This window comes from Neotabrizicola shimadae (genome assembly GCF_019623905.1).
GTDB classification, from domain to species: domain Bacteria; phylum Pseudomonadota; class Alphaproteobacteria; order Rhodobacterales; family Rhodobacteraceae; genus Neotabrizicola; species Neotabrizicola shimadae.
Genome location: NZ_CP069370.1, coordinates 2,417,899 through 2,437,265, shown reverse-complemented (window position 1 = coordinate 2,437,265; position 19,367 = coordinate 2,417,899). Strand labels below are relative to the sequence as shown.

Below are 19,367 nucleotides of genomic sequence, written 5' to 3'. Positions count from 1 at the left end.
TGGGCGCGTGTCACGCGACTGGATTTCTCCATAGCGGGCCGGTTTGCTGCGGTTTTCGTGGCTGGCCGTCTTGAGTGTGTTCATTTTTCGTTGGTTGGCCCTTCACGAATCGCCGGTGTCGTTGTTCCGCCAGTCTCGCCGATATCCGGCAGGGCTCTCGTCCTTGGAAAAATGGCAAATGCTCTTCGTGAACTCGGCGACCACGTCACGTCGGGAGATTGCCGATATCAGAACCGTTTCTGGGCATATCTCATCCATCTGTCTGTGCGAAACGATCTTTGCACCCAACATCATGCATTGCGCCTGGTCGCTGCATTCAGAGTCTTCGTCAGGATAATATATCGAAGCAGCCTTCATCGCTGACACGTTGCGTTCCTTGCCAGTTGCGATAGCCATCTTGTCGCTCAGCAATTCGACGAGCCTTCCGTGCTGTCAGGATTTTCAGCTCCTTCAAGGGGGCTGGCAGGAGGGCGTCGAGCGGGCCCGATCAGTCGCGTTGCTTTAGTCATGGGCGGCATCTGTGTCAAGGTTTTGACCCGGTGTTGCGCAGTCGACTGGTCCTTGAGCGAGGTCGGATTGATTGATCATGCCGCGTCTGGAGCGACGGTCTTGCCGCGCTTTCAGGGGGGGGCTGACGGGGGCCGGTGCGCCGACCGTGCGGCCCTGGCAGGCGGGGTTAGATGATGGTCTTATCCCGGTCGCGTTTGCGCTGTGACGCGGCGGCTGTTGGTTTGTGTGGCGAGTTTGGGTGTGCAGGTCTATTCTGCGCCGCAGAAATCCGGGGGAATCATGGGTCATGTGATCACGATCGCGCAGCAAAAGGGCGGGTCGGGCAAGACCACGCTGGCTGTGAACCTGGCTGTGGCCTTCCGGCGGGCCGGGTTGAGCGTGGCGCTCTTGGACACCGATCCGCAGGGCTCGCTTGGCCGGTGGTTCCTGACGCGTCGCCAGGCGCTGAGCGAGGCGGGCATGGACTTCTCGACTGCCTCGGCCTGGGGGGTCAGCTATGAATGTGAAAAGCTGCGCAAGGCCAATGACGTCGTGATCGTGGACACGCCGCCGAAAGTCGATGCCGACCTGCGGCCAGCGCTGCGCGAGGCGGATCTGGTGCTGGTGCCTGTGTCGGCCAGCCACGTCGACCTTTGGGCGACCGAGGGCGTGCTGGACCTGGCGCTTCGCGAGCGGAAGCGGGCGCTGATCGTGCTGAACCGGATGAAGGCGGGCACGCGGCTTGGGGCCGAGGTGGCCGAGGTTGCCGCGGGCCTGGAGGCCGACCTTGCAGAGGCGCGGCTCGGCCAGCGCGTCGTCTATGCCGAAACGCTTGGCCAGGGGCTTGGGGCGCTGGAAGCCTCGGGCGCGGCGGCTCGGGACGAGGTGACACGGCTGGCGGCGGAGATCCGGGCGCGGCTTCAGGGCTGACGGCGGAAGAACAGCTCCCAGGCCGCATAGGCGGCGGCGGCCCCGAACAGCAGGCCCCAGCCGGGGTTGCCGAGCGCGAACTCCATCACGGCCCAGAGGCCGGGCAGCAGGACGGTGGCCCAGCGAACCCAGGCGCGCTGGAACATCGGGTGGTTGGGGTCAAGCAGGCGCATGGCGGCTCCGTTGTTTCGGGCAGGTTAGGCGATTGCGACCGGCATGGCCACCGTGACGCGGGATTTCCGCGCGGGGGCGTGGCATGATGGGCGTGAGGAGGACCCGACATGCCGCAGATCACCCCGGAATTCGACGGCCAGACCGTCATCACCACCTTCGAAATGACCCCCGCCACGGCGCATGACGTGATGGAGGCGTTGCAGGCGGCCTATGCCGAGTTCATCCGGCACCAGCCGGGGTTTCTGGGGGCGGGGCTGCACATGAACGACGCGATGACCCGGATCTGCAACTATTCCAAGTGGCGGCGGCGGGAGGATTACCAGGCCATGCTGCGGACGCCCGAGATGCGGGAGAGGAACCGGGCCATCGCGGCCCTGTGCAAGGGGTTCGAGCCGGTGATGTACGAGGTCGCGGCGGTCTATTGACCTTGGCCGCGCTGGGCCGCAGGCTGGACCCAGGGAACCACGGAGCGGGACATGTTCGGTAGTATTCTGGGGATGCTGGTGATCGGGGCCATCGCGGGCTGGCTGGCCGGCAAGATCGTCGAGGGCCGGGGATTCGGGGTCCTGGGCAATATCGTGGTGGGGGTGGTCGGCGCCCTGATCGCGGGCCTGCTGCTGCCCCGCATCGGCTTCGGCATGGGGGGCGGCACCCTGGTGACCATCTTCCAGTCGGCCTTCGGGGCCGTGATCCTGCTGGTCCTGATCCAGCTGATCAAGAAGGCCTGAGACAGGGGCGTCCGGGGGGCGTCCGAGCTCGGACGCTTCCCTCGCCCCAAGGATTTCAATGGGTTGCGGGGGCGGATTTACTTGGACTTAAGGATTGGGGGCGGGCATCATACTGGCTCTTGTGCTATGCGTAGGTGTCTCGATCAGCCGCAAATGACCTACCCCTAAATGAGCAAATTCCATCTCCCAAAGAGATTGAGCCGCTTGCACAAGCGATATGGCCAAGCCGACTTAACAATGGAAGATTTGAGTGTGCAGAAAATGTGAAGACCTTTGAAACTGCATGTCTACCAGTTTCCATTTTCAATTAGGAGAGCTCTCTCGTCGTTAACTCTTGTAAGCAGGTCCTCTATTGCAGCCACCAGGCCAGAATGATTGTCATCAACTCTATCATATATGAGGGTCTTTAGATTTCGGTTGCGCCGCAACGAGTTCCTTAGGTCTTCAGGAAGTCCGGCGGAGGTCAGAAAGTAATGCGGATTTACTGTTCCAGGAATTACGCTGAAGGCCTGGTTCTCAAGAAGCAAGTTGATGTCTGGGTCGCCGTAACCGCATCCCACAAAAAGAAAAGTGTGAGTCATCAAAGCCGCGTCGAAAGCTGAGTAGAACAAACTGTTGCGAGAGCGGGCCTTCGAGTAATCTTCCTGAGTAAATATAAGAGAAGCGGGTGAAGCCAAGCTTCCGTGAACTTTGACGACGTAACGTGCGCTACCTCGGAGGAACTCACAAACGTCCGTGTCGTAATAATTCTTTGTGAACTGAGAGGCTTCGTTTATCTCGCGAGATTTGGTCTCGTATATGTCATCGAAGTTAAGGGAAAACACAACGCGAGTGTCGAGCAAAGCGAGAAGCTCGTGCAAACGACCGGGTGTATAATGTGGATCCACAAACAGTGAGCGCAGATGTGTAGTCCAATTCTCATCGAATCGATTCTTGAGCCACTCACACGCGTGCAACAGATCCCCTTCGTCTATAGCGCGAAAAATATGCTCTGTGGCAGGGTTGCGTCCAAATCTGTTGGCAGCATCCCTCAAGAATGATTTCCAAACTGGCGGTCTAGTTACGCCGTCTGCTCCCGTTGCGTGCCGAGATACACCGGAGCCGATGACGAGTATTGCCCTTCGGCGAGCTAAATCCTTCACTAGATTCGATGGCCATTGCTCCGTTAGCATCGCTTCAGCTTACCCGCTCCAATATTTCATGGGAAACCGAAGAAAATATTCTCTTTGCATCCTTAACCTTCTGGAAGTGTGCGCCAACGACGCCATCCCTGCCAGTAAGAGAGAATATGGGCTTGCGACTAGATTGCGACATTGGAGCTAGGCTATGAAGATTCGGAATTGTTCCGATCTCAAACGGACTTGGAGGGCGAAGCCCGTTCTTGAAGTGCTCATCGATTTGTTCATCTATCTGCTTCGCAATTTCATCATACGATTTGACCGGTCGGCGCTCGCCCGAAGCGTCCCTCTTTGCAGTGTACTGCTGGGAGACGTAGCCGATGAAATTAGCACCTTTTACTATTTTGGCATCCCTTACGGTTGGATTCGTCTCGTCGAGCATAGGACTATTCACTGAGTACGCCCAGTGGGCCCTCCACTTTCCCATCCAAGCGCTAATGTTCTTGAACGCCTTGAGCGAGAATATGTCGATGGACATTGGGCTTATGAAATAGTCGCTAGAAAGCAAGACCGTCCTATTGATAGCGCCGAGAGACGGACTTACGTCAAAGAAGACGTAGTCGTAATCAGTTAGGGACTGAAGGCCCTTCCTAAATACCATAGTGCTGGAAAGCCCGCGCTGTGTGTTAAGGCTTGCCCACTCTTCTGCGAGAAAATCCTCCGCCATAGAGAGGCCGGGGCTGCCGCAAACAACGTCCACAGAGAAGGATGCGGAGCGTTTGATGGGGATCTTGCCTGCATGACCCTCACCTGCCATAAGCCCAGTGAAAAGTGCTTCAATGTTTTCGCTTGGCTTCTCTATAACGCCCTCAAGGAAGCTATCGTGGAACAGATATTGCGAGGCATTGCACTGAGGATCACAGTCGACAACGCATACCTTTTTCGCTAGTTCTTGGGAAAAGAAGGCAGCCACGTTGCACAAAAGTGTAGTCTTGCCGACGCCCCCCTTGTTGTTGAAGAAAGCCACGGCTTTCATGCGGTTCTCCCGGTTCAGGCAATGCCTAAGGATTCCTTGGTTGAGACACTGCCCCAACCTGCGGTCATCCTACTCATCTAGTAGCCGGTTGAAAATGGCTAGTCTCATTTTTTCGGGATGTAGCGTTGGTGGCTCGATCAGGTTTGCACAGGATGGCTTCATTTGCTCTTTCAGGACGTCCATGGTTCTACCTTGTGGGTTTCTAGGAGGTCACCAACGCCCCCCGCGCCGCCTCCATCACCGCCCGTGTCAGCGGCGCCAGCGCCCTTTCGGCGAGGCGGGTGATTTGCCTGTGGAGGGGGACTTCGGTGGGGGCGCCGGGGGAGAGGTCGACGAGGGCGCCGGTAGCGAGGTGGGGGCGGGCGAGGGTGTCGCGGTTCAGCGCCCAGCCCATGCCGCCGAGGCAGGCCTTGAGCAGTCCCTCAGGGCGGGCGGTCCTTGGGCGGATGGGGCGCCCGCCGGAGAAGGACCGGCAGGCGATCTGGAGAGGCGTGGGGCGAGGGCGTCGAGGTCTCGCCAAGGGTAGGGGAGGGCTACCTCACCCCCTGCCGCTGGAAGCATTCCTCCACCTTGCCCACCATCGCGCCCGATCCGGCGAGGGACCAGGTGGTTTCGGGTTCGCCGTTGATGCGGGTTGTCAGCGAGGTGCCGTTGAAGAGGGCGTCGAGCTGGCCTTCGGAGATGCCGGCGATGGCGGTGCTTTCGGGAGTGAAGCCGAACTGGGAGTCGACGGGTTTGCCGTCGATGGTGACCAGGCCGCCCTCGAATCCCTCGGTGCGGGAGGCGGGGACTGTGATCTCCCAACCCCAGGGGGCCTGGTCGACCTTGAGGAGGCCCGCCGCCTGCTGGCTGGCGCCGCCGCAGGAGACGAAGGTGGCGCCGTCGAAGAGGGCGCTCACCTCCCAGCCCTTCACGCTGGCATAGGGTTTGGCCACCGGGGCGGGGGTGGCTTCGGTCGCCTCGGGCGCGGGTTGGGCATAGCCGGCGCCGCCGGGGGCGAAGCCGCAGTCGAACTGTTCGGACCCGAGGAAGAGTTGGGGCGGCTCTTCCTCGTCCCAGAACTGGACCTCGCGCGCTTCGTTGAACCAGTGGTCCTGTTCGAAGGTCAGCTCGGCCTCGAACGGGCCGGAAAACACCGCCACGCCGGTTTCGGTTTCGATGCGGACGGTGAAGCCTAGCTCGCCGCCGCACTGGTAGGTGAGGTCGGGGCTGGCGAAAGCCGTGGCAGGGGCGACGAGGGCGGCAAGGACGAGAAGGCGGAGCATGGTCTGTCCTGTTGGGGCAAGTGGCGGGAGAGGTTCAGGGATTTGCTCGTGGGTCAAGGGCCTGTGCATCGGGCTTCCGCCCTGTGGCGGGCTGGCCTAGGCTGGAGCAAAACAGGGAGGATGTCATGGCAGAGCTGTTGCGGATCGACTGGCCGGAATTCGGGATGCCGGAGGTGCCGGCGGAGCCGGACCTGGCCGAATATCGCGGGCGGCTGGCGGCCCTGCGGGCGGCGATTGCGGCGCGGGGGCTGGAAGTGGCGGTCGTCTATGGCGACCGCGAGCATTCGGCCAACCTGCACTGGGTGACGGGCTTCGATCCGCGCTTCGAGGAGGCGCTTCTGGTGGTGACGCCTGGGGCGGCGCTGCTTCTGGCGGGGAACGAATGCCTGCCCTACACCGGCATCTCGCCGCTGGTGGCGGCGGGGGACATCGCGGTGGGGCATTGCGCGAGCTTTTCGCTGCCCTCGCAGCCCAGGGGCACGAAGCGGGTGGCGGATTGGATCGCCGAGGCGGTGCCGGCGGGTGCGGCGGTGGGGGCCATCGGCTGGAAATGGTTCGGGGCGGACGAGGCGGCGGTGCCCGAAGCGGCGCTGGACCTGCCGGCCTTCATCGCCGACCCGTTGCGCGCCGTGGCGGGCCGGGTGGAAAACGCGGCTGACCTGATGATGCATCCGGTGCACGGGCTGCGCGCGCGGGTGGATGCGGGCGAGATCGCGCGGCTGGAATTCGCCAACCAGATGGCGGCGATCGCGCTGAGCCGCATGGTCTTTGCCTTCCGCGAGGGGATGAGCGATTTCGCGGCCTTCGAGGCGGCGCGGGTGGGCGGGCTGCCCCTGGGGTGCCATCCGACCTTTGCCTGCGGCGACCGGGCCGCGCAGGGGCTTTCGGGGCCGACGGGGCAGGTGCTGCGGCGGGGCAGCGCGATCAGCTTCAACATCTGCCACTGGCGGTCGAACATCTGCCGCGCGGGGTGGCTGGCCAATGACGCGGCCGACCTGCCCGAGGCGGCGCAGGACTACCTTGCGGCCTTTGCCTTTCCCTACATGGAGGCGATGAGCCTTTGGTGTTCGCTAATGCGGCCGGGGGTCACGGGGGGCGAGGTGTGGTCGGCGATGCAGGCGGCGCTGCCCTTCGACACCTTCGGCGTGTTCCTCAATCCTGGCCATCTGATCGGGGTGGACGAATGGATGTCCTCGCCGATCTTCGAGGGGTCGGGCATGGCGCTGGCCTCGGGCATGGCGATGCAGTGCGACGTGATTCCTGGGCATCCGGTCTATGGCTCGACCCGGATGGAAGATGGCTATGTGCTGGCCGACGAAGCCTTGCGGGCCGATCTGGCGGCGCGGTTTCCGGCGGTGGCCGAACGCATCGCGCGGCGGCAGGCCTTCATGCGCGAGACCATCGGGCTGGATGTGCCGGACAGCCTGTTGCCTCTGGCAGATACTTGCGGGGTCGTGGCGCCCTGGCTGTTCAACCCGCGCCAGCTGATCGTGCTGGGCTAGGGCGGCGCCCGGCGCGACCTTCCGTCAAGCTGTGGCGGCCGGGGGGTGAATCGCTTGACGCGGGGCCGGAAACCCCTTACACGCCCGCAATCCCATTCGGACGCAGGCCCTCGCCCGCGCCCTTTGCTGTTGACACGAAGGAACTGCACAATGTCGCGCGTCTGCGAACTGACGGGCAAGGGCCCGATGAGTGGCAACATGATCAGCCACGCGAACAACAAGACCCGTCGCCGGTTTCTGCCGAACCTCAACGAGGTGACGCTGATGTCGGACGTGCTGGGCAAGTCGTTCAGCCTGCGCATCTCGGCGGCGGCGCTGCGCACCGTCGACCACCGCGGCGGCCTGGATGCCTTCCTGGCCAAGGCCAAGGACGACGAACTGTCGACCAATGCGCTGAAGATCAAGCGCGACATCGAGAAGGCTCAGGCCGCGGCCTGATCTTCTGTCGCGTGAAGGTTCTGGCCCCGCCGGCTGTGCCGCGCGGGGCTTTGCCATTCGTGGGCCTCGTGATGGGCGAGGTCACGGGCCTGGGGGTGGGCGGGCCAAACGCCTTCGAAGAAGTCTGCCTCGCGCCGGGCGTCATGTCGCCGCCTTTTCCCTTGGCCCGCTTCGCGCTAGAACCGGCGGCATGACACGCCGCCTGATCACCGGATGGCTTCTGGCCCTTGTGCTTGCGCTGACCTCGGTCACCGCGTCGGTGGCCCGTGCCCAGGCGGCGGGCGCGACCGATGTCGTGATCTGTTCGGGCTATGGCATCGTCACCGTCGCGGTGGATGAAAGCGGCAACCCGACAGGTCCGGTGCATGATTGCCCGTTCTGCCTGGCGGCGATGGGGGCCGCCCTCCTGCCTGACCTGCCGGTCGCCCTGCGTCCCCTGTCCGATGGCATGCGGATGGACCGTCCGGGCGAGGTGGCGGGCTGGGTCCGACCGTCCCTGCCGCCGCTGGCGCGGGGGCCGCCGGGCGCCGTCTGATCCGCGACCCAGGCGCCCTTCGCCAGAGCCTTGCCGGCCCCCTGTGGGCCAAAGAGCGTCGCGCGATCTTGCGGGCCTGGGGCGCCTTTGGGCTGGCCTCGCCGGGCGGCGCCCTGGATGGCAGGGACGCGACCCGACGGAAGGGGACGGATTGTCCCGGCCCTCACTGATCTCATCCTCATCCGGACTTGCCGGGCGAGTTTTCTTAGCCGGCCGCCCTGACCGGGCTGGCCCCTTTGCGCAGGACGCAACGATGTTTCATTTCCGCAAGACCCTGGCCGCCGGCGCGGCTGCCCTTGGCCTTTCGCTGGCCGCCCTTCCCGTGGCCGCCCATGACGGCGTTCATGTGAACCAGGCCTATGCGCGGCTGTCGCCGCAATCGGGGGCCGTGTTCATGGTGATCGTGAACCATGCCGCGGGCGATGACCGGCTGGTCGCGGCTGCCGCGCCCGAGGTGGCCGAGGTGGTGGAACTGCACACCCACAAGGAAGATGCCAATGGCGTGATGCAGATGTTGGCCGTGCCGGAAGGCTTTGCGATTCCCGGCCACGGCGAAATCGCGCTGGCGCGCGGCGGCGACCATGTGATGCTGATGGGCCTGAAGAAGGAGCTGAAGGATGGCGATACCTTCCCGCTGACGCTGACCTTCGAGAATGCCGGCGAAGTCGTGGTCGAAGTGCCGGTGGACAACAAGCGTGACGGTGCAGGCGCTGACATGCAGGGCATGGACATGCAGGGCCATGACCACAGCGCCCATGCCGCCCACGCGCATGGCAATGGCGCTGGCGTGGACACCACGGGCATGACCGATGACCAGGCCGTCGTCGCGGTGATGATGGCGCAGTTCGACACGCCCGAAAACCCGCTGACCGTCGAGCCGGTCGTGGTGCAGGGTGACCATGCGCTGGCCTCCTGGGCGCAGGGCGACAAGGGGGGCCGTGCGCTGCTGGAGCGGCGTGAGGGGCAGTGGGTCATCGTGCTGTGCGGCGGGCCCGACCTGCGGATGCCGTCCTTCCTGACCGAGAATGGCGTGAGCGATGCCGACAAGCTTTCGGCCCTGTTCAACGCGGCCGAAGACGGCAAGGGCGCCGACAAGGTGGCGCTCTGGTCGTCCTTCGAGGGCGTGGTGATGATCTCGGAACCGGCGTCGCACTGACCCGGCCCCTTGATCCCGCGCCAAGGGCGACCTAAGGCGCGGGGTCGAGGAGACCCGCGATGACCCCTTTCCTGACCCTGCCAGAGGCGCTTTCGCCCGAAGACTGCGACCGCGTGATCGCGCTGGCCTCTGCCGGCCCGATGCGGGACGCGGGCCTCGTGCGCCAGACCACCGAACACCGCATCCGCCGGGCCGAGATCGCCTGGCTGGACGACCTGCCCGAGGCGGGCTGGGTGATGGACCGCATGATCGGCCTGGTTGCCCGCGCCAACCGCGAGGCCATGGGCTTCGACCTGACCGATTTCGGCGAAAGCGCGCAGGTTGCGCGTTATGGCGCCGAACGCGAGGGCCATTTCGACTGGCATTCCGACATCGGCGAGGGTCAGCTCGCCAGCCGTCGCAAGCTGACCGTGGTGGTGCAACTGTCCGATCCCGGCGATTACGAGGGCGGGGCGCTGGAGCTTTGGCCCGACAGCCATGTGCGCACCGCACCGCGTGCACGCGGGCTGGCCACGGTGTTCCCCAGCTTCGTGCTGCACCGCGTGACGCCGGTGACCGCCGGTACGCGCTGGTCGCTGACGCTGTGGGCCCACGGCCCCGCCTTCCGGTAGAGCCGCCTTCCGCTGCGCGTGCCTGCGCCTACCAGGCCCCTTGCCTGCCCCCTTGCCTGCCCCCGCGGTCGCCTCTAGCGTCCGGCCCAGCCAAAGCCGGAGCCGCCCATGCCCCCCCGTCCCACTGCCGCGCCGTCTCCCCGCACCCGCCTGCGCCGGGTGCCGGAAAAGGCCGCCTATGACCGCGCCACCATCGAGGCGATCCTAGATGCCATGCCGGTCGCCCATGTGGGCTATGTCATGGACGGCGCGCCCGTGGTCATCCCCACGCTGCAATGGCGGGAGGGCGACCACATCTACTGGCACGGCTCTTCCGCCTCGCGCAGCCTGAAAGCGGGGAAGGGGGCGCAGGTCTGCGTCACCGTCACGCTGGTCGATGCCATGGTGATGGCGCGGTCCGGCTTTGAACATTCGGTCAACCACCGGTCGGTGATGATCTTCGGCGAGGCCCGCGCCATCACCGACCTTTCGGAAAAGCGCCGCCACCTTCAGGCAATGTTCGACAGGATGTTCCCCGGCCGGTGGGAAACCCTGCGCCCGATCACCGACAAGGAACTGACAGCCACCGGCATCCTGTCGCTGCCGATTTCCGAAGCCTCGGCCAAGATCGGCGCTCATGCCCCCGGCGGCAGCGATGCCGAAGAGGACCGCAGCTTTCCTGTCTGGTCGGGGCTCTTGCCGATCAGCCTGGCCACAGGCGCGCCCATCCCCGCACCCGACCTGCCCGCAGGGGTAACCCTGCCCGAGGGACTGAGGCGCTGGCGCTTTGGCGAGATCGCGGAGTGACCGCGGTTCTGTTCGTCTGCCTGGGCAACATCTGCCGCTCGCCCACGGCGGAAGGCGTGTTCCGGGCGATGGCGGCCAGGGCGGGGCTGAGCGTCACCGTGGACTCCGCCGGCACGGGCGGCTGGCACGCGGGCGAGCCGCCGCACCCACCCTCTGTGGCGGCCGCGCTCCGGCGCGGCTATGACCTGCGCCAGCAGCGGGCGCGCCAGGTGCGCCCCGAGGATTTCACCCGCTTCGACCTGATCTATGCGATGGACCGCCGCAACCTGCAGGACCTGACCGATCTGCGAAAGGGGCAGGGCACGCGGCCCGCGCTGTTCCTGGACCTGGTGCCGCAACTTGGCCTGCGCGACATGCCCGATCCCTGGTACACGGGAGAGTTCGACCGGGTGCTGGATCTGGTGGAAGCGGCGTCGCAGGCGCTGGTGCGCCGGTTATCTGCCACTTGACCTGCCCGGAATGACAAAGGGCGGCCACTGGCCGCCCCGAAACCGCGAAGCGACCGGCGGTCAGCCGCCGCAATAGGCTTCGGCCGTGGCACCGAAGTTCTTGTACCGCTCCCAGAATTCGTCGTCGCGGTCCGACTTGGACAGCCAGACCTTGTGCGCCTTGTCCGGGTCCTTGAAGAAACTCGCCGCGCGGCGCTGTTCCGAATTCGTCAGGGTCTGGTCGGCGGCCTGCTGGATGCAGCCGCACATCGACTTCGTCGCGCCCGGACGGTCCGAGCGCAGGCAGGCGCTCTGGATTGGGCCGCCCGCGAAGGCGAAGCTGGACAACAGGGGAAGGGACACAACTGAAAGGGTCGCCAGCAGGACCGGTTTCTTCATTCTTTGCCTCATGATCTGCCTCTGCCGGGGCCGGAAAATCCCTCCGCCGCCGGTCGTTTTCTGGGGCCTATCATGCCCTGTCCCAAGCGTTTTTTCAATCTGGCGGCTTGGTCCGGCAAGGACTTGCCGATTGCCGCAAGGAATGGGATGGTAAACGAAGGAACACACCAGATCGGGTGGTGTCCAGACCCGCTGCGCGTGCGGCGGTCCGATTGCGAGTATCTACCGGGAGTTGCTGCCGGATGTCCAAAGATGACCCAGAGAGAATCACTCCGGGCGGCTTCGTTCGCCCCCGGTCGACGGCCAAGCGGCAGGAGCTCATCCGCGCCACGCTTCGTGTGCTGGAGCGCGAAGGCTGGTCGCGCCTGACGGCGCGCAAGGTGGTGGCAGAGGCCGGGCTTTCCCTGGGGCACATCACCTATAACTTCCCGTCGATGGATGCGCTGCTGGCGGCGTCTTACCGCCAGTTGGCCGAAGACCTGCGCGCCGCGTCGGATGCCGCCGATGCCGGCGCCTCTGGCTCCGTGCCGGACCGGCTGGCCGCCTTCCTGAACGCGGCCTTCACCGAGGAATTCCTGGCGCCTGGTCATCTGCGGATGCGCATCGACCTGTGGTCGGCGGCGCTGGCCCATCCCGAACTGGCCCAGACCGAGGCCGAGCTTTACGACTGCTATCGCCAGCGGCTGACCTTGCTGCTGTCTGCCCTGGCCGAGGGCCATGGCACAGAGGTGCGCGTGCCCGACATCACCGATACGATCATGGCCGCGCTGGATGGGCTCTGGCTCGACTGGGCGCGCCGCCGCGACAGCCTGGCGGTGCGCCGCAGCCTGGATACGCTGATCGACCTCGCGCGGGTCAGCCTTGCGCCAGAAGAAACCGGCGGACATGGGGCAGGACCCGATCCGTCGCCTCGATGAAGATGGCGTGTTTCAGCCCGTCCAGGATTTCCAGCTGCGACCCCGGCATCGCCTGATGGATCAGCCGGTTGAGCCGCGGGTTGCAGCCGCCGTCCAGCTCGCCTGTGATGATCTGGGCGGGGGCGGCGATCTCGTGCAGCCAGGGGCCCATCTCGGTTTCGGCATAGATGTCGAAGACGTTCAGGAACACATCCGGGTCGGTGTCCATCACCTGCCGCTTGCGCCAGTCGATCACATCGGGCCGCGCGGCGCAGAAGGCATCGGTGAACCAGCGCGCGGTCAGCGTGTCCAGCACCGGGCCGATGCCCTTATCGCGCATGGCGGCCACCACGGCGCGCACCTTCTGGCTGTCGTCGGGGTCGCGGAAGGCGGCGGTTGACCAAAGCCCAAGCGAAAGCACCCGGTCGGGATGGCGCCGCGCATAGGCCGGGCCGATCATGCCGCCCAGCGAATGGCCGGCGAAATGCGCCTTCCGGATTCCCAGCCGGTCGCGCAGCGACTCCAGATCCTCCACCAGATCGTCCAGCCCGAACCGCCCGCCCGTCCAGGGCGTCAGCCCGTGGCCGCGCAGATCGTAGGAAATGCAGGTGAAGCGGTCGCGCAGCCCCTCGATCAGCCGGTCGAAGGTGGCGCGCCGGGCGCCGATGCCATGGATCAGGAACAATGCCGGGCCGTCGCCCGCCACCGAATAGGCCGAGTGCACCGCGCTCATTCGGGTTTCGGGTCGCTGGCCAGCCGCCCGCCGGTCGCCCAGTCCTGCCTGGCCACATCGGTGAAGATGATTGACACCGACTGCGGCGTGCCCCCGCAGGTTTCGACGAAGGCCTTTGTCACGGCCTCGGCGCAGGCGCGCTTCTGCTCGGGCGTGCGGCCTTCGAACATCTCGATACGGATCATGGGCATCAGGCAGCCTTTCGGTTCAGGTGGGTCAGGTGGGGCATCACGTCCGAGGAAAAGCGCGACATCATCTCCAGCGTCTCGTCCTGCGGCTGGCCGAAGATGGACGTCACGATCACCTCGTCGATGCCCAGTTCGGCATAGGCGGCCAGCCGGTCGATCATTTCATCCTTCTGGCAGATGATCAGGTTGCCGGCCAGTTCCTCGGCGGTCTGGGTGCGGGGCAGGGGGCGGATGATCCCGGCGTCCACGATGCCGGGCCCCCCGAACACATTGTCAAAGCTGGAGTAATAGACCTGCGCCAGATCCACCATGCGCCGCCGTTCCGCCTCGGACCGCACCAGGAAGACGCCCCGTTGCAACGAAAGGCGGTTGCCCCCGGGCCCCGCCTCGCGGCCGCGATGGAAGGCCGCCACCTGGCTTTCCAGAACGCCATGCGTGGCACTCAGGGGCGTGGTCTGCACATGATATCCCTTGCGCGCCGCCGCCTCGATGCCGGGCGGGGCCATCACACCCAGCATCAGCGGAATGGGATCCTCGGGCCGGGGCATGATTGTCAGGGCATCGAACCGGTAGTGTTCGCTGTCCCAGCTGACCTCTTCCTGCGTCAAGAGCGCCTCCAGCACCGCCAGCGCCTCTTCGAACCGGGCCTTGGTTTCCTCCATCGGCACGCCGATCCGGCCCGTCTCGAAGCCGAAGGCCCCCTTGCCCACGCCCAGCATCAGCCGCCCGCCGCACAGGGCCTGCGCCTGCACCACCTCTCCCGCAAAGACCCGCATGTCGCGGATCGGCAGCTGGCAGATCGAGGTGACCAGCTTCACCCGCTCGGTCCGCGCCGCGATGGCCACCGCCATCTGCAAGGGCGAGGGGATCAACAGGATGTTCACCAGGTGATGTTCCGGAATGCCCACGCCGCGATAGCCACAGGCTTCGGCATGAACCGCCTGCGCCAGCGTGTCGGCATACAGCCGCTTTCCGCCCGTTTGCGGGTCCAGCATGTGGGTGGACAGGAAATGCACGAAATCCATGGGCGCCTCCCTTGCGAGGCTCAGGTTGGTACAAGCGTACTACCCTGTCAAGCCACGGCCATTCCCCCTTTCTTGCACCGCCCCTTCAAGCTATATGCCCGGCCCATGACCGAGCTCGCACAAATCCGCAATTTTTCCATCGTGGCCCACATCGACCACGGCAAATCCACCCTGGCCGACCGGCTCATCCAGATGACCGGGACGGTGGCCGAACGCGACATGAAGGCCCAGCTCCTGGACTCCATGGATATCGAGCGTGAGCGCGGCATAACCATCAAGGCCAACACGGTGCGGATCGACTATCCGGCCAAGGACGGCAAGACCTATGTCCTGAACCTGATCGACACCCCCGGCCACGTCGACTTCGCCTATGAAGTGTCGCGCTCCATGCGCGCCGTGGAAGGCTCGCTCCTGGTGGTGGACGCCTCGCAGGGCGTGGAAGCCCAGACCCTCGCCAACGTCTACCAGGCCATCGACGCGGGCCACGACATCGTGCCCGTGCTGAACAAGATCGACCTCCCCGCCGCCGACCCCGACCGCGTCAAGGAACAGATCGAGGATGTCATCGGCATCGACGCCTCCGACGCCATCCCGATCTCGGCCAAATCCGGCCTCGGCATCCCCGATGTGCTGGAAGCCATCGTCCAGCGCCTCCCCGCCCCCAAGGGCGACCGCGACGCCCCCCTCAAGGCCATGCTGGTGGACAGCTGGTACGACGCCTATCTCGGCGTCGTCGTCATGATCCGCGTCATCGACGGCGTGATCCGCAAGGGCGACCGCATCCGCATGATCGCCACCAACGCCACCTACGGCGTGGACCGCCTCGCCGTGCTCCGCCCCCAGATGGTCGATTGGCCGGAACTCGGGCCGGGTGAGATCGGCGTCTTCACCGCCTCGATCAAGCAGGTCCGCGACACCCGCGTCGGCGACACCATCACCCACGAACGCCGCCCCTGCGCCGAGGCGCTCCCCGGCTTCAAGCCCGCGCAGCCCGTGGTCTTCTGCGGCCTCTTCCCCGTCGACGCCGCCGATTTCGAGGCGCTGCGCGACGCCATCGAGAAGCTCGCCCTCAACGACGCCTCCTTCACCTACGAGATGGAGACCTCCGCCGCGCTCGGCTTCGGCTTCCGCTGCGGCTTCCTCGGCCTTCTGCACCTCGAAGTCGTCCGCGAACGGCTGGAGCGCGAATTCGACCTCGACCTCATCACCACCGCGCCCTCCGTGGTCTACCACATCTTCATGCGCGACGGCACGATGCAGGAGTTGCACAACCCCGCCGACATGCCCGACCTCACCTATGTCGACCACATCGAGGAGCCGCGCATCAAGGCCACCATCATGGTGCCCGACGAATACCTCGGCGACATCCTGAAACTCTGCCAGGACCGCCGTGGCATCCAGCTGAACCTCACCTATGCCGGCTCGCGCGCCATGGTCGAATACGACCTGCCGCTGAACGAAGTGGTGTTCGATTTCTACGACCGGCTGAAATCGGTCACCAAGGGCTATGCCAGCTTCGACTACACGCTCACCGATTACCGCGAGGACAACCTCGTGAAGATGCAGATCCTGGTGAATGACGAGCCGGTGGATGCCCTGTCGATGATGGTCCACCGCGACCGCGCCGAGTCCCGCGGCCGGCAGATGTGCGAAAAGCTGAAGGACCTGATCCCCCGCCACATGTTCAAGATCCCGATCCAGGCCGCCATCGGCGGCCGCGTGATCGCCCGCGAGACCATCTCCGCCATGCGCAAGGACGTGACCGCCAAATGCTACGGCGGCGATGCCACGCGGAAGCGCAAGCTCCTGGACAAGCAGAAAGAGGGCAAGAAGCGGATGCGCCAGTTCGGGAAAGTGGAGATCCCGCAGACGGCGTTCATTTCGGCGTTGAAGATGGATGAGTGATTGCTAGCCCATTGATTGTGTAGGTGCTTTGTGTACGCTTGCTGGTGATTAGAGCAAAGCGGGCAGCACGATGGCCATCGTTGAAATCTTCGCATTCCTTGCCGGCGCCCACCGCGGCGCCGATGCCGTGCCTGAACCAACGGGAGTGTCGGTTCCGTTGTCGGGACCGCTCTTCGAGCACATTAACGATCTGTATGGAAGATCAGCTGCAGACTGTCTAGTCGAGATAGCCTTCACTAGTAACGGAAATCAAGAGAATGCATTTAGATCGCTGTTGATGGAATTCTCGAGAAACGGTGGCTTCGATGCGGCAGCAGCGATATCCAAGAAGCTGTCGACTTGTACGACTAGGCGTTCGAAGCTTGGACTGCTTTTCTTGGTTCGTGCAAACGACAACAAAGGCACTGTGGTCGTACTAGCAAGATTCCCAACTGATACCGCTATTCTTGTAGATGATGCCTCGGGCTCTCTGGATGTAAAACTCTTGGACAAGGTTTTCGTCAAAGATTATCATGCATACAAGTCTGCAAGGTTTGCAGGCGTTCCGACGAAGGGCGCGTTTTGGGATGGGCACGTCCTAGATCGTCAAATCAATTCCTACCGTGAGGATGCTTCTCGTTACTGGGTGAAAGACTTTCTCGAGGCTGACTTCAAGATTACTAGCGCGCATGGCACAGATAGGTTTGCGCGAGCTGTCAAGGATGCTTCGGCAGGCGCGTCATTCGCTGAAAAGAGGGAATTGCACCACTTCGTTGGGATTCTTGACAACATTAATGATCAAGTAATGTCGCCGCGCGAGATACTGCAGAAGTTCGCCATAAGCGCGCATGTGACCGAGAGGGTGCTTTCCAAAATGCCGGCTCCCGCGGCGGACCAGACTTTCAAGTTTGATCGCTCGCTTTTCAACTCTGTGAACTCCTACAGGACCGTTGAGACTGCGGAGGGGGCTATCATTACTGCCGAAAGTGCAATCTTTGAGAACGTGATACAGTATGAAGTCATCGAGAGAACGGAGACTACTGAGAGAGTCAGGTTAAGCACCGAAGGATTGCTTGCGGCCGACAAGTTGCGGAGGGTTAAGTGAATATGGATCGGTCGGCCTATCATGACCTTTATGATCAATTTCTCGTGGACTGCGCGCGGCGGGTCGAAGAATTTATTGGGCGTGTACTTGCTGATACTAAGGTTGACCGCATCACTGCGCGCGCAAAGAATCCCGAAAGATTCTTCGAAAAGGCGAGCAGAACTGACTCGTGCGGGAACCCAAAATACATTGCCCCGCTGATTGAGATTCAAGACTTGGTTGGTGTTAGAGTGGTCGTGCTTTTCCTTGAAGATGTGGAGCCGGTGCGCAAGAAGCTGAGTGGTTGGGTGAGATCAATTGAGGACCGGTCCTTGTCTCCGAAAGCCGATCGAGAATTTAGCTATTTTGGGTACCATAGCGTTATGTTCATTCCCGACGAATGCCGCGTGGAGTTCGCTGGGGCTGATGAAATCAAGTTCTTTGAGTTGCAGATTAAGACGGTATTCCAGCATGCATGGTCGGAGGCGGAGCACGACCTTGTCTACAAGCCTATGGAGGGACCGCTTTCCGCGGAGCAGAAGCGATTAACTGGCTTTGCCGCCTCTTTGGCTTGGGGGGCAGACAAGGCGTTTCAGGATGTTCTGGACGCCACGAGACTGACTGGAAAAAGGTAGCAAGCCGTAGGTCGGGGTTCACCCCGACTCTCCCCGTCCGCCCTGTAGGGTGCGCATTCATTGCGCACCAACCCACCCCGTCCGCGCTTCCCCTCGGTGCGCAATGAATGCGCACCCCACCCCCCCTTTTCCATTTGACCCAAGCCCCGCCCCGTGTTGCCCTTGGGACAACCGCAACCCGCGAGGCTCCCATGGTCCGTTTCCTCCTCTCCACCGCCGTCACGCTCATCGCCAATGCGGTGGGGCTTCTGCTGGCCGCGGCGCTCTTGCCCGGTTTCAGCATCGACGCCGCCTCCTTCATCGTCGTGCTTCTGGTCTTCACCGGGGTGATGGTCCTGACCGGGCCCTTGGTCTTCAAGCTGGCGATCACCAGCTTTCCGCAGATCCGCGGCTCGATCTCGCTGATCGCGGTGTTCCTGGGGCTCAAGGCCACCGAATGGCTGATGGCGGGCTTCGACATGGGCGGGCTGGCCAACTGGCTGGCCGCCACGCTGCTGGTCTGGCTGGGCAGCCTGATCGCCGAGATCCTGCTGCCGATCTTCGTCTTCAAGCAGCTGCGCCAGAACGGCGCGCCGAACGTTACCATCCGCTGAACCGCCCGACCCGGCCCGCACCGGCCCCGCCCCCGGCGGGGCCGTTCGCGTTCTGGCCCCCGTGGGCGGTGGGCCTGATTCCCGCGGCGCGGTGCGGATCGGGGCAAATCCCCGCCTGCTTCATGTCCGCGCCGTGTCGGCGCTGCGGCTGGCGGTCGCAATGCGGGCTGGCCTCGCCACAATCTTGCCATCGCCGGTTGTGGCCCCCGGCGCCAGACCCTGCCTTTGATTGGCCTGACTCTCCATAGGGTTGTGCGCCTTTGCCCGCGCCGGTCCGGGGCAGGGGAGGGGGCGCGGCCGCCCCGATTGCCTTTATTTCTCCATAAAAACAACTCATTAGAAACAAACTGCACTCGAATTGCGGACACATTCGTGACCAAAGATCGCCTCATGGTTGGGTTTGTGGCGGTTTTCGGAACGGGAACCGGGCGAGTTTCGGGAAAAATCTGGACACATCAGGGAATCTCATCATGGGCGATCTCATCTCCAAGGCACGCAACGGCCGTCTCGCTGCTCTGGAAGGCCGCAACCGCACGATGCTTTTCGTCGAGGCCGAGCGCCGCAGCGAAGAGGCGCGCAAGACCGTGATCTCTTTCCGCACCCGCCGCAACGTCACCGTCTTCGGCTGACCCCCAGAGGGCAGGCAGGCCGGGACGGCCGGGCCCTGTGACGGCCCGGCCGGCAGGCGGCCGGATGCCATCCCACCAGAGGCCGCGCCGACCATCCCCCACCGC

General features: G+C 63.9%; 26 protein-coding genes. 16 read left to right on the top strand and 10 right to left on the bottom strand.

What is annotated here, in order from left to right; all coding sequences use genetic code 11:
* Positions 1–102 precede the first annotated feature (102 nt).
* Positions 103–396 carry a hypothetical protein gene (locus JO391_RS11780; protein ID WP_220660684.1) on the bottom strand — a complete coding sequence of 98 codons (294 nt, stop codon included), beginning with the start codon at positions 394–396 and terminating at the stop codon, positions 103–105.
* 390 nt (positions 397–786) lie between these two features.
* Between JO391_RS11780 and parA the strand changes: the two genes are divergently transcribed.
* The gene (gene parA, locus JO391_RS11775) at positions 787–1,419 is read left to right on the top strand and encodes a ParA family partition ATPase (protein WP_220664541.1); all 633 of its coding nucleotides are present in this window, start codon (positions 787–789) and stop codon (positions 1,417–1,419) included.
* Here the strand turns inward: parA and JO391_RS11770 are convergent.
* Entirely contained in the window at positions 1,410–1,592 is a 183-nt protein-coding gene (locus JO391_RS11770; protein ID WP_220660683.1) for a hypothetical protein, read from the bottom strand. The two genes, parA and JO391_RS11770, sit on opposite strands and share 10 nt — an antisense overlap.
* 108 nt (positions 1,593–1,700) lie before the next feature.
* Here JO391_RS11770 and JO391_RS11765 point away from each other — a divergent pair, with 108 nt between their 5' ends.
* Both JO391_RS11765 and JO391_RS11760 read left to right on the top strand, forming a co-directional pair.
* The gene (locus tag JO391_RS11765; RefSeq protein WP_220660682.1) at positions 1,701–2,018 is read left to right on the top strand and encodes an antibiotic biosynthesis monooxygenase family protein; all 318 of its coding nucleotides are present in this window, start codon (positions 1,701–1,703) and stop codon (positions 2,016–2,018) included.
* 51 nt (positions 2,019–2,069) lie between these two features.
* Positions 2,070–2,321: a GlsB/YeaQ/YmgE family stress response membrane protein gene (locus tag JO391_RS11760; RefSeq protein WP_259444680.1), complete on the top strand. Its 252-nt coding sequence runs from the start codon at positions 2,070–2,072 to the stop codon at positions 2,319–2,321.
* A 287-nt stretch (positions 2,322–2,608) separates the two neighbouring features.
* On the opposite strand, the gene JO391_RS21790 is transcribed toward JO391_RS11760, so the two are convergent.
* From JO391_RS21790 to JO391_RS11740, 4 genes are all read right to left on the bottom strand, one after another.
* Complete coding sequence (locus tag JO391_RS21790) at positions 2,609–3,493, bottom strand: SIR2 family NAD-dependent protein deacylase (protein ID WP_375155661.1); 885 nt, start codon at positions 3,491–3,493, stop codon at positions 2,609–2,611.
* 4 nt (positions 3,494–3,497) lie between these two features.
* Positions 3,498–4,475 carry a ParA family protein gene (locus JO391_RS11750; protein ID WP_220660680.1) on the bottom strand — a complete coding sequence of 326 codons (978 nt, stop codon included), beginning with the start codon at positions 4,473–4,475 and terminating at the stop codon, positions 3,498–3,500.
* A gap of 202 nt (positions 4,476–4,677) precedes the next feature.
* Positions 4,678–4,869 (bottom strand): ArgP/LysG family DNA-binding transcriptional regulator, encoded by a 192-nt coding sequence (locus JO391_RS11745; protein WP_220660679.1) that lies wholly within the window; start codon positions 4,867–4,869, stop codon positions 4,678–4,680.
* 139 nt (positions 4,870–5,008) lie between these two features.
* Positions 5,009–5,740 (bottom strand): hypothetical protein, encoded by a 732-nt coding sequence (locus JO391_RS11740; protein ID WP_220660678.1) that lies wholly within the window; start codon positions 5,738–5,740, stop codon positions 5,009–5,011.
* 125 nt (positions 5,741–5,865) lie between these two features.
* Here JO391_RS11740 and JO391_RS11735 point away from each other — a divergent pair, with 125 nt between their 5' ends.
* The 7 genes from JO391_RS11735 (at position 5,866) to JO391_RS11705 (ending at position 11,217) form a co-directional block, all read left to right on the top strand.
* Positions 5,866–7,242: a M24 family metallopeptidase gene (locus JO391_RS11735; RefSeq protein WP_220660677.1), complete on the top strand. Its 1,377-nt coding sequence runs from the start codon at positions 5,866–5,868 to the stop codon at positions 7,240–7,242.
* 150 nt (positions 7,243–7,392) lie between these two features.
* Positions 7,393–7,680 (top strand): 50S ribosomal protein L28, encoded by a 288-nt coding sequence (rpmB, locus tag JO391_RS11730; RefSeq protein WP_220660676.1) that lies wholly within the window; start codon positions 7,393–7,395, stop codon positions 7,678–7,680.
* Between the two features lie 190 nt (positions 7,681–7,870).
* Positions 7,871–8,215: a DUF2946 family protein gene (locus JO391_RS11725; protein ID WP_220660675.1), complete on the top strand. Its 345-nt coding sequence runs from the start codon at positions 7,871–7,873 to the stop codon at positions 8,213–8,215.
* Positions 8,216–8,468: 253 nt separating this feature from the next.
* Positions 8,469–9,371, top strand: coding sequence for a copper uptake system-associated protein (locus JO391_RS21730; RefSeq protein WP_220660674.1), 903 nt, complete (start codon positions 8,469–8,471; stop codon positions 9,369–9,371).
* A gap of 59 nt (positions 9,372–9,430) precedes the next feature.
* The gene (locus JO391_RS11715; protein WP_220660673.1) at positions 9,431–9,982 is read left to right on the top strand and encodes a 2OG-Fe(II) oxygenase; all 552 of its coding nucleotides are present in this window, start codon (positions 9,431–9,433) and stop codon (positions 9,980–9,982) included.
* A gap of 108 nt (positions 9,983–10,090) precedes the next feature.
* Positions 10,091–10,768 (top strand): pyridoxamine 5'-phosphate oxidase family protein, encoded by a 678-nt coding sequence (locus JO391_RS11710; protein ID WP_220660672.1) that lies wholly within the window; start codon positions 10,091–10,093, stop codon positions 10,766–10,768.
* Entirely contained in the window at positions 10,765–11,217 is a 453-nt protein-coding gene (locus JO391_RS11705) for a low molecular weight protein-tyrosine-phosphatase (RefSeq protein ID WP_220660671.1), read from the top strand. The genes JO391_RS11710 and JO391_RS11705 overlap by 4 nt, the downstream gene beginning before the upstream one ends.
* A 60-nt stretch (positions 11,218–11,277) precedes the next feature.
* Here JO391_RS11705 and JO391_RS11700 read toward each other — a convergent pair whose 3' ends face one another.
* Positions 11,278–11,595: a hypothetical protein gene (locus JO391_RS11700; protein WP_220660670.1), complete on the bottom strand. Its 318-nt coding sequence runs from the start codon at positions 11,593–11,595 to the stop codon at positions 11,278–11,280.
* 242 nt (positions 11,596–11,837) lie between these two features.
* Here JO391_RS11700 and JO391_RS11695 point away from each other — a divergent pair, with 242 nt between their 5' ends.
* Positions 11,838–12,512: a TetR/AcrR family transcriptional regulator gene (locus JO391_RS11695; RefSeq protein ID WP_220660669.1), complete on the top strand. Its 675-nt coding sequence runs from the start codon at positions 11,838–11,840 to the stop codon at positions 12,510–12,512.
* Here JO391_RS11695 and JO391_RS11690 read toward each other — a convergent pair.
* The 3 genes from JO391_RS11690 to JO391_RS11680 are packed head-to-tail and all read right to left on the bottom strand — an operon-like array spanning position 12,451 to position 14,437.
* The gene (locus JO391_RS11690) at positions 12,451–13,224 is read right to left on the bottom strand and encodes an alpha/beta fold hydrolase (RefSeq protein WP_220660668.1); all 774 of its coding nucleotides are present in this window, start codon (positions 13,222–13,224) and stop codon (positions 12,451–12,453) included. The genes JO391_RS11695 and JO391_RS11690 overlap by 62 nt on opposite strands.
* Positions 13,221–13,415, bottom strand: coding sequence for a 4-oxalocrotonate tautomerase (locus tag JO391_RS11685; RefSeq protein ID WP_220660667.1), 195 nt, complete (start codon positions 13,413–13,415; stop codon positions 13,221–13,223). Before JO391_RS11685 ends, JO391_RS11690 begins: the two co-directional genes overlap by 4 nt.
* On the bottom strand, positions 13,415–14,437 hold the full coding sequence (locus tag JO391_RS11680; protein WP_220660666.1) for an LLM class flavin-dependent oxidoreductase: 1,023 nt from the start codon (positions 14,435–14,437) through the stop codon (positions 13,415–13,417). The genes JO391_RS11685 and JO391_RS11680 overlap by 1 nt, the downstream gene beginning before the upstream one ends.
* Positions 14,438–14,542: 105 nt before the next feature.
* Here JO391_RS11680 and lepA point away from each other — a divergent pair, with 105 nt between their 5' ends.
* The 5 genes from lepA to JO391_RS11655 all read left to right on the top strand — a co-directional run bounded on the left by lepA (position 14,543) and on the right by JO391_RS11655 (position 19,262).
* Entirely contained in the window at positions 14,543–16,342 is a 1,800-nt protein-coding gene (lepA, locus tag JO391_RS11675; protein ID WP_220660665.1) for a translation elongation factor 4, read from the top strand.
* A gap of 70 nt (positions 16,343–16,412) precedes the next feature.
* The gene (locus JO391_RS11670; RefSeq protein ID WP_220660664.1) at positions 16,413–17,426 is read left to right on the top strand and encodes a hypothetical protein; all 1,014 of its coding nucleotides are present in this window, start codon (positions 16,413–16,415) and stop codon (positions 17,424–17,426) included.
* A gap of 2 nt (positions 17,427–17,428) precedes the next feature.
* Positions 17,429–18,040 (top strand): GTP pyrophosphokinase, encoded by a 612-nt coding sequence (locus tag JO391_RS11665; protein ID WP_259444897.1) that lies wholly within the window; start codon positions 17,429–17,431, stop codon positions 18,038–18,040.
* A 191-nt stretch (positions 18,041–18,231) separates the two neighbouring features.
* Positions 18,232–18,633, top strand: a complete 402-nt coding sequence (locus tag JO391_RS11660; RefSeq protein WP_220660662.1) for a hypothetical protein — start codon at positions 18,232–18,234, stop codon at positions 18,631–18,633.
* 470 nt (positions 18,634–19,103) lie between these two features.
* Positions 19,104–19,262, top strand: coding sequence for a hypothetical protein (locus JO391_RS11655; RefSeq protein WP_220660661.1), 159 nt, complete (start codon positions 19,104–19,106; stop codon positions 19,260–19,262).
* The last annotated feature ends 105 nt before the right edge of the window (positions 19,263–19,367 follow it).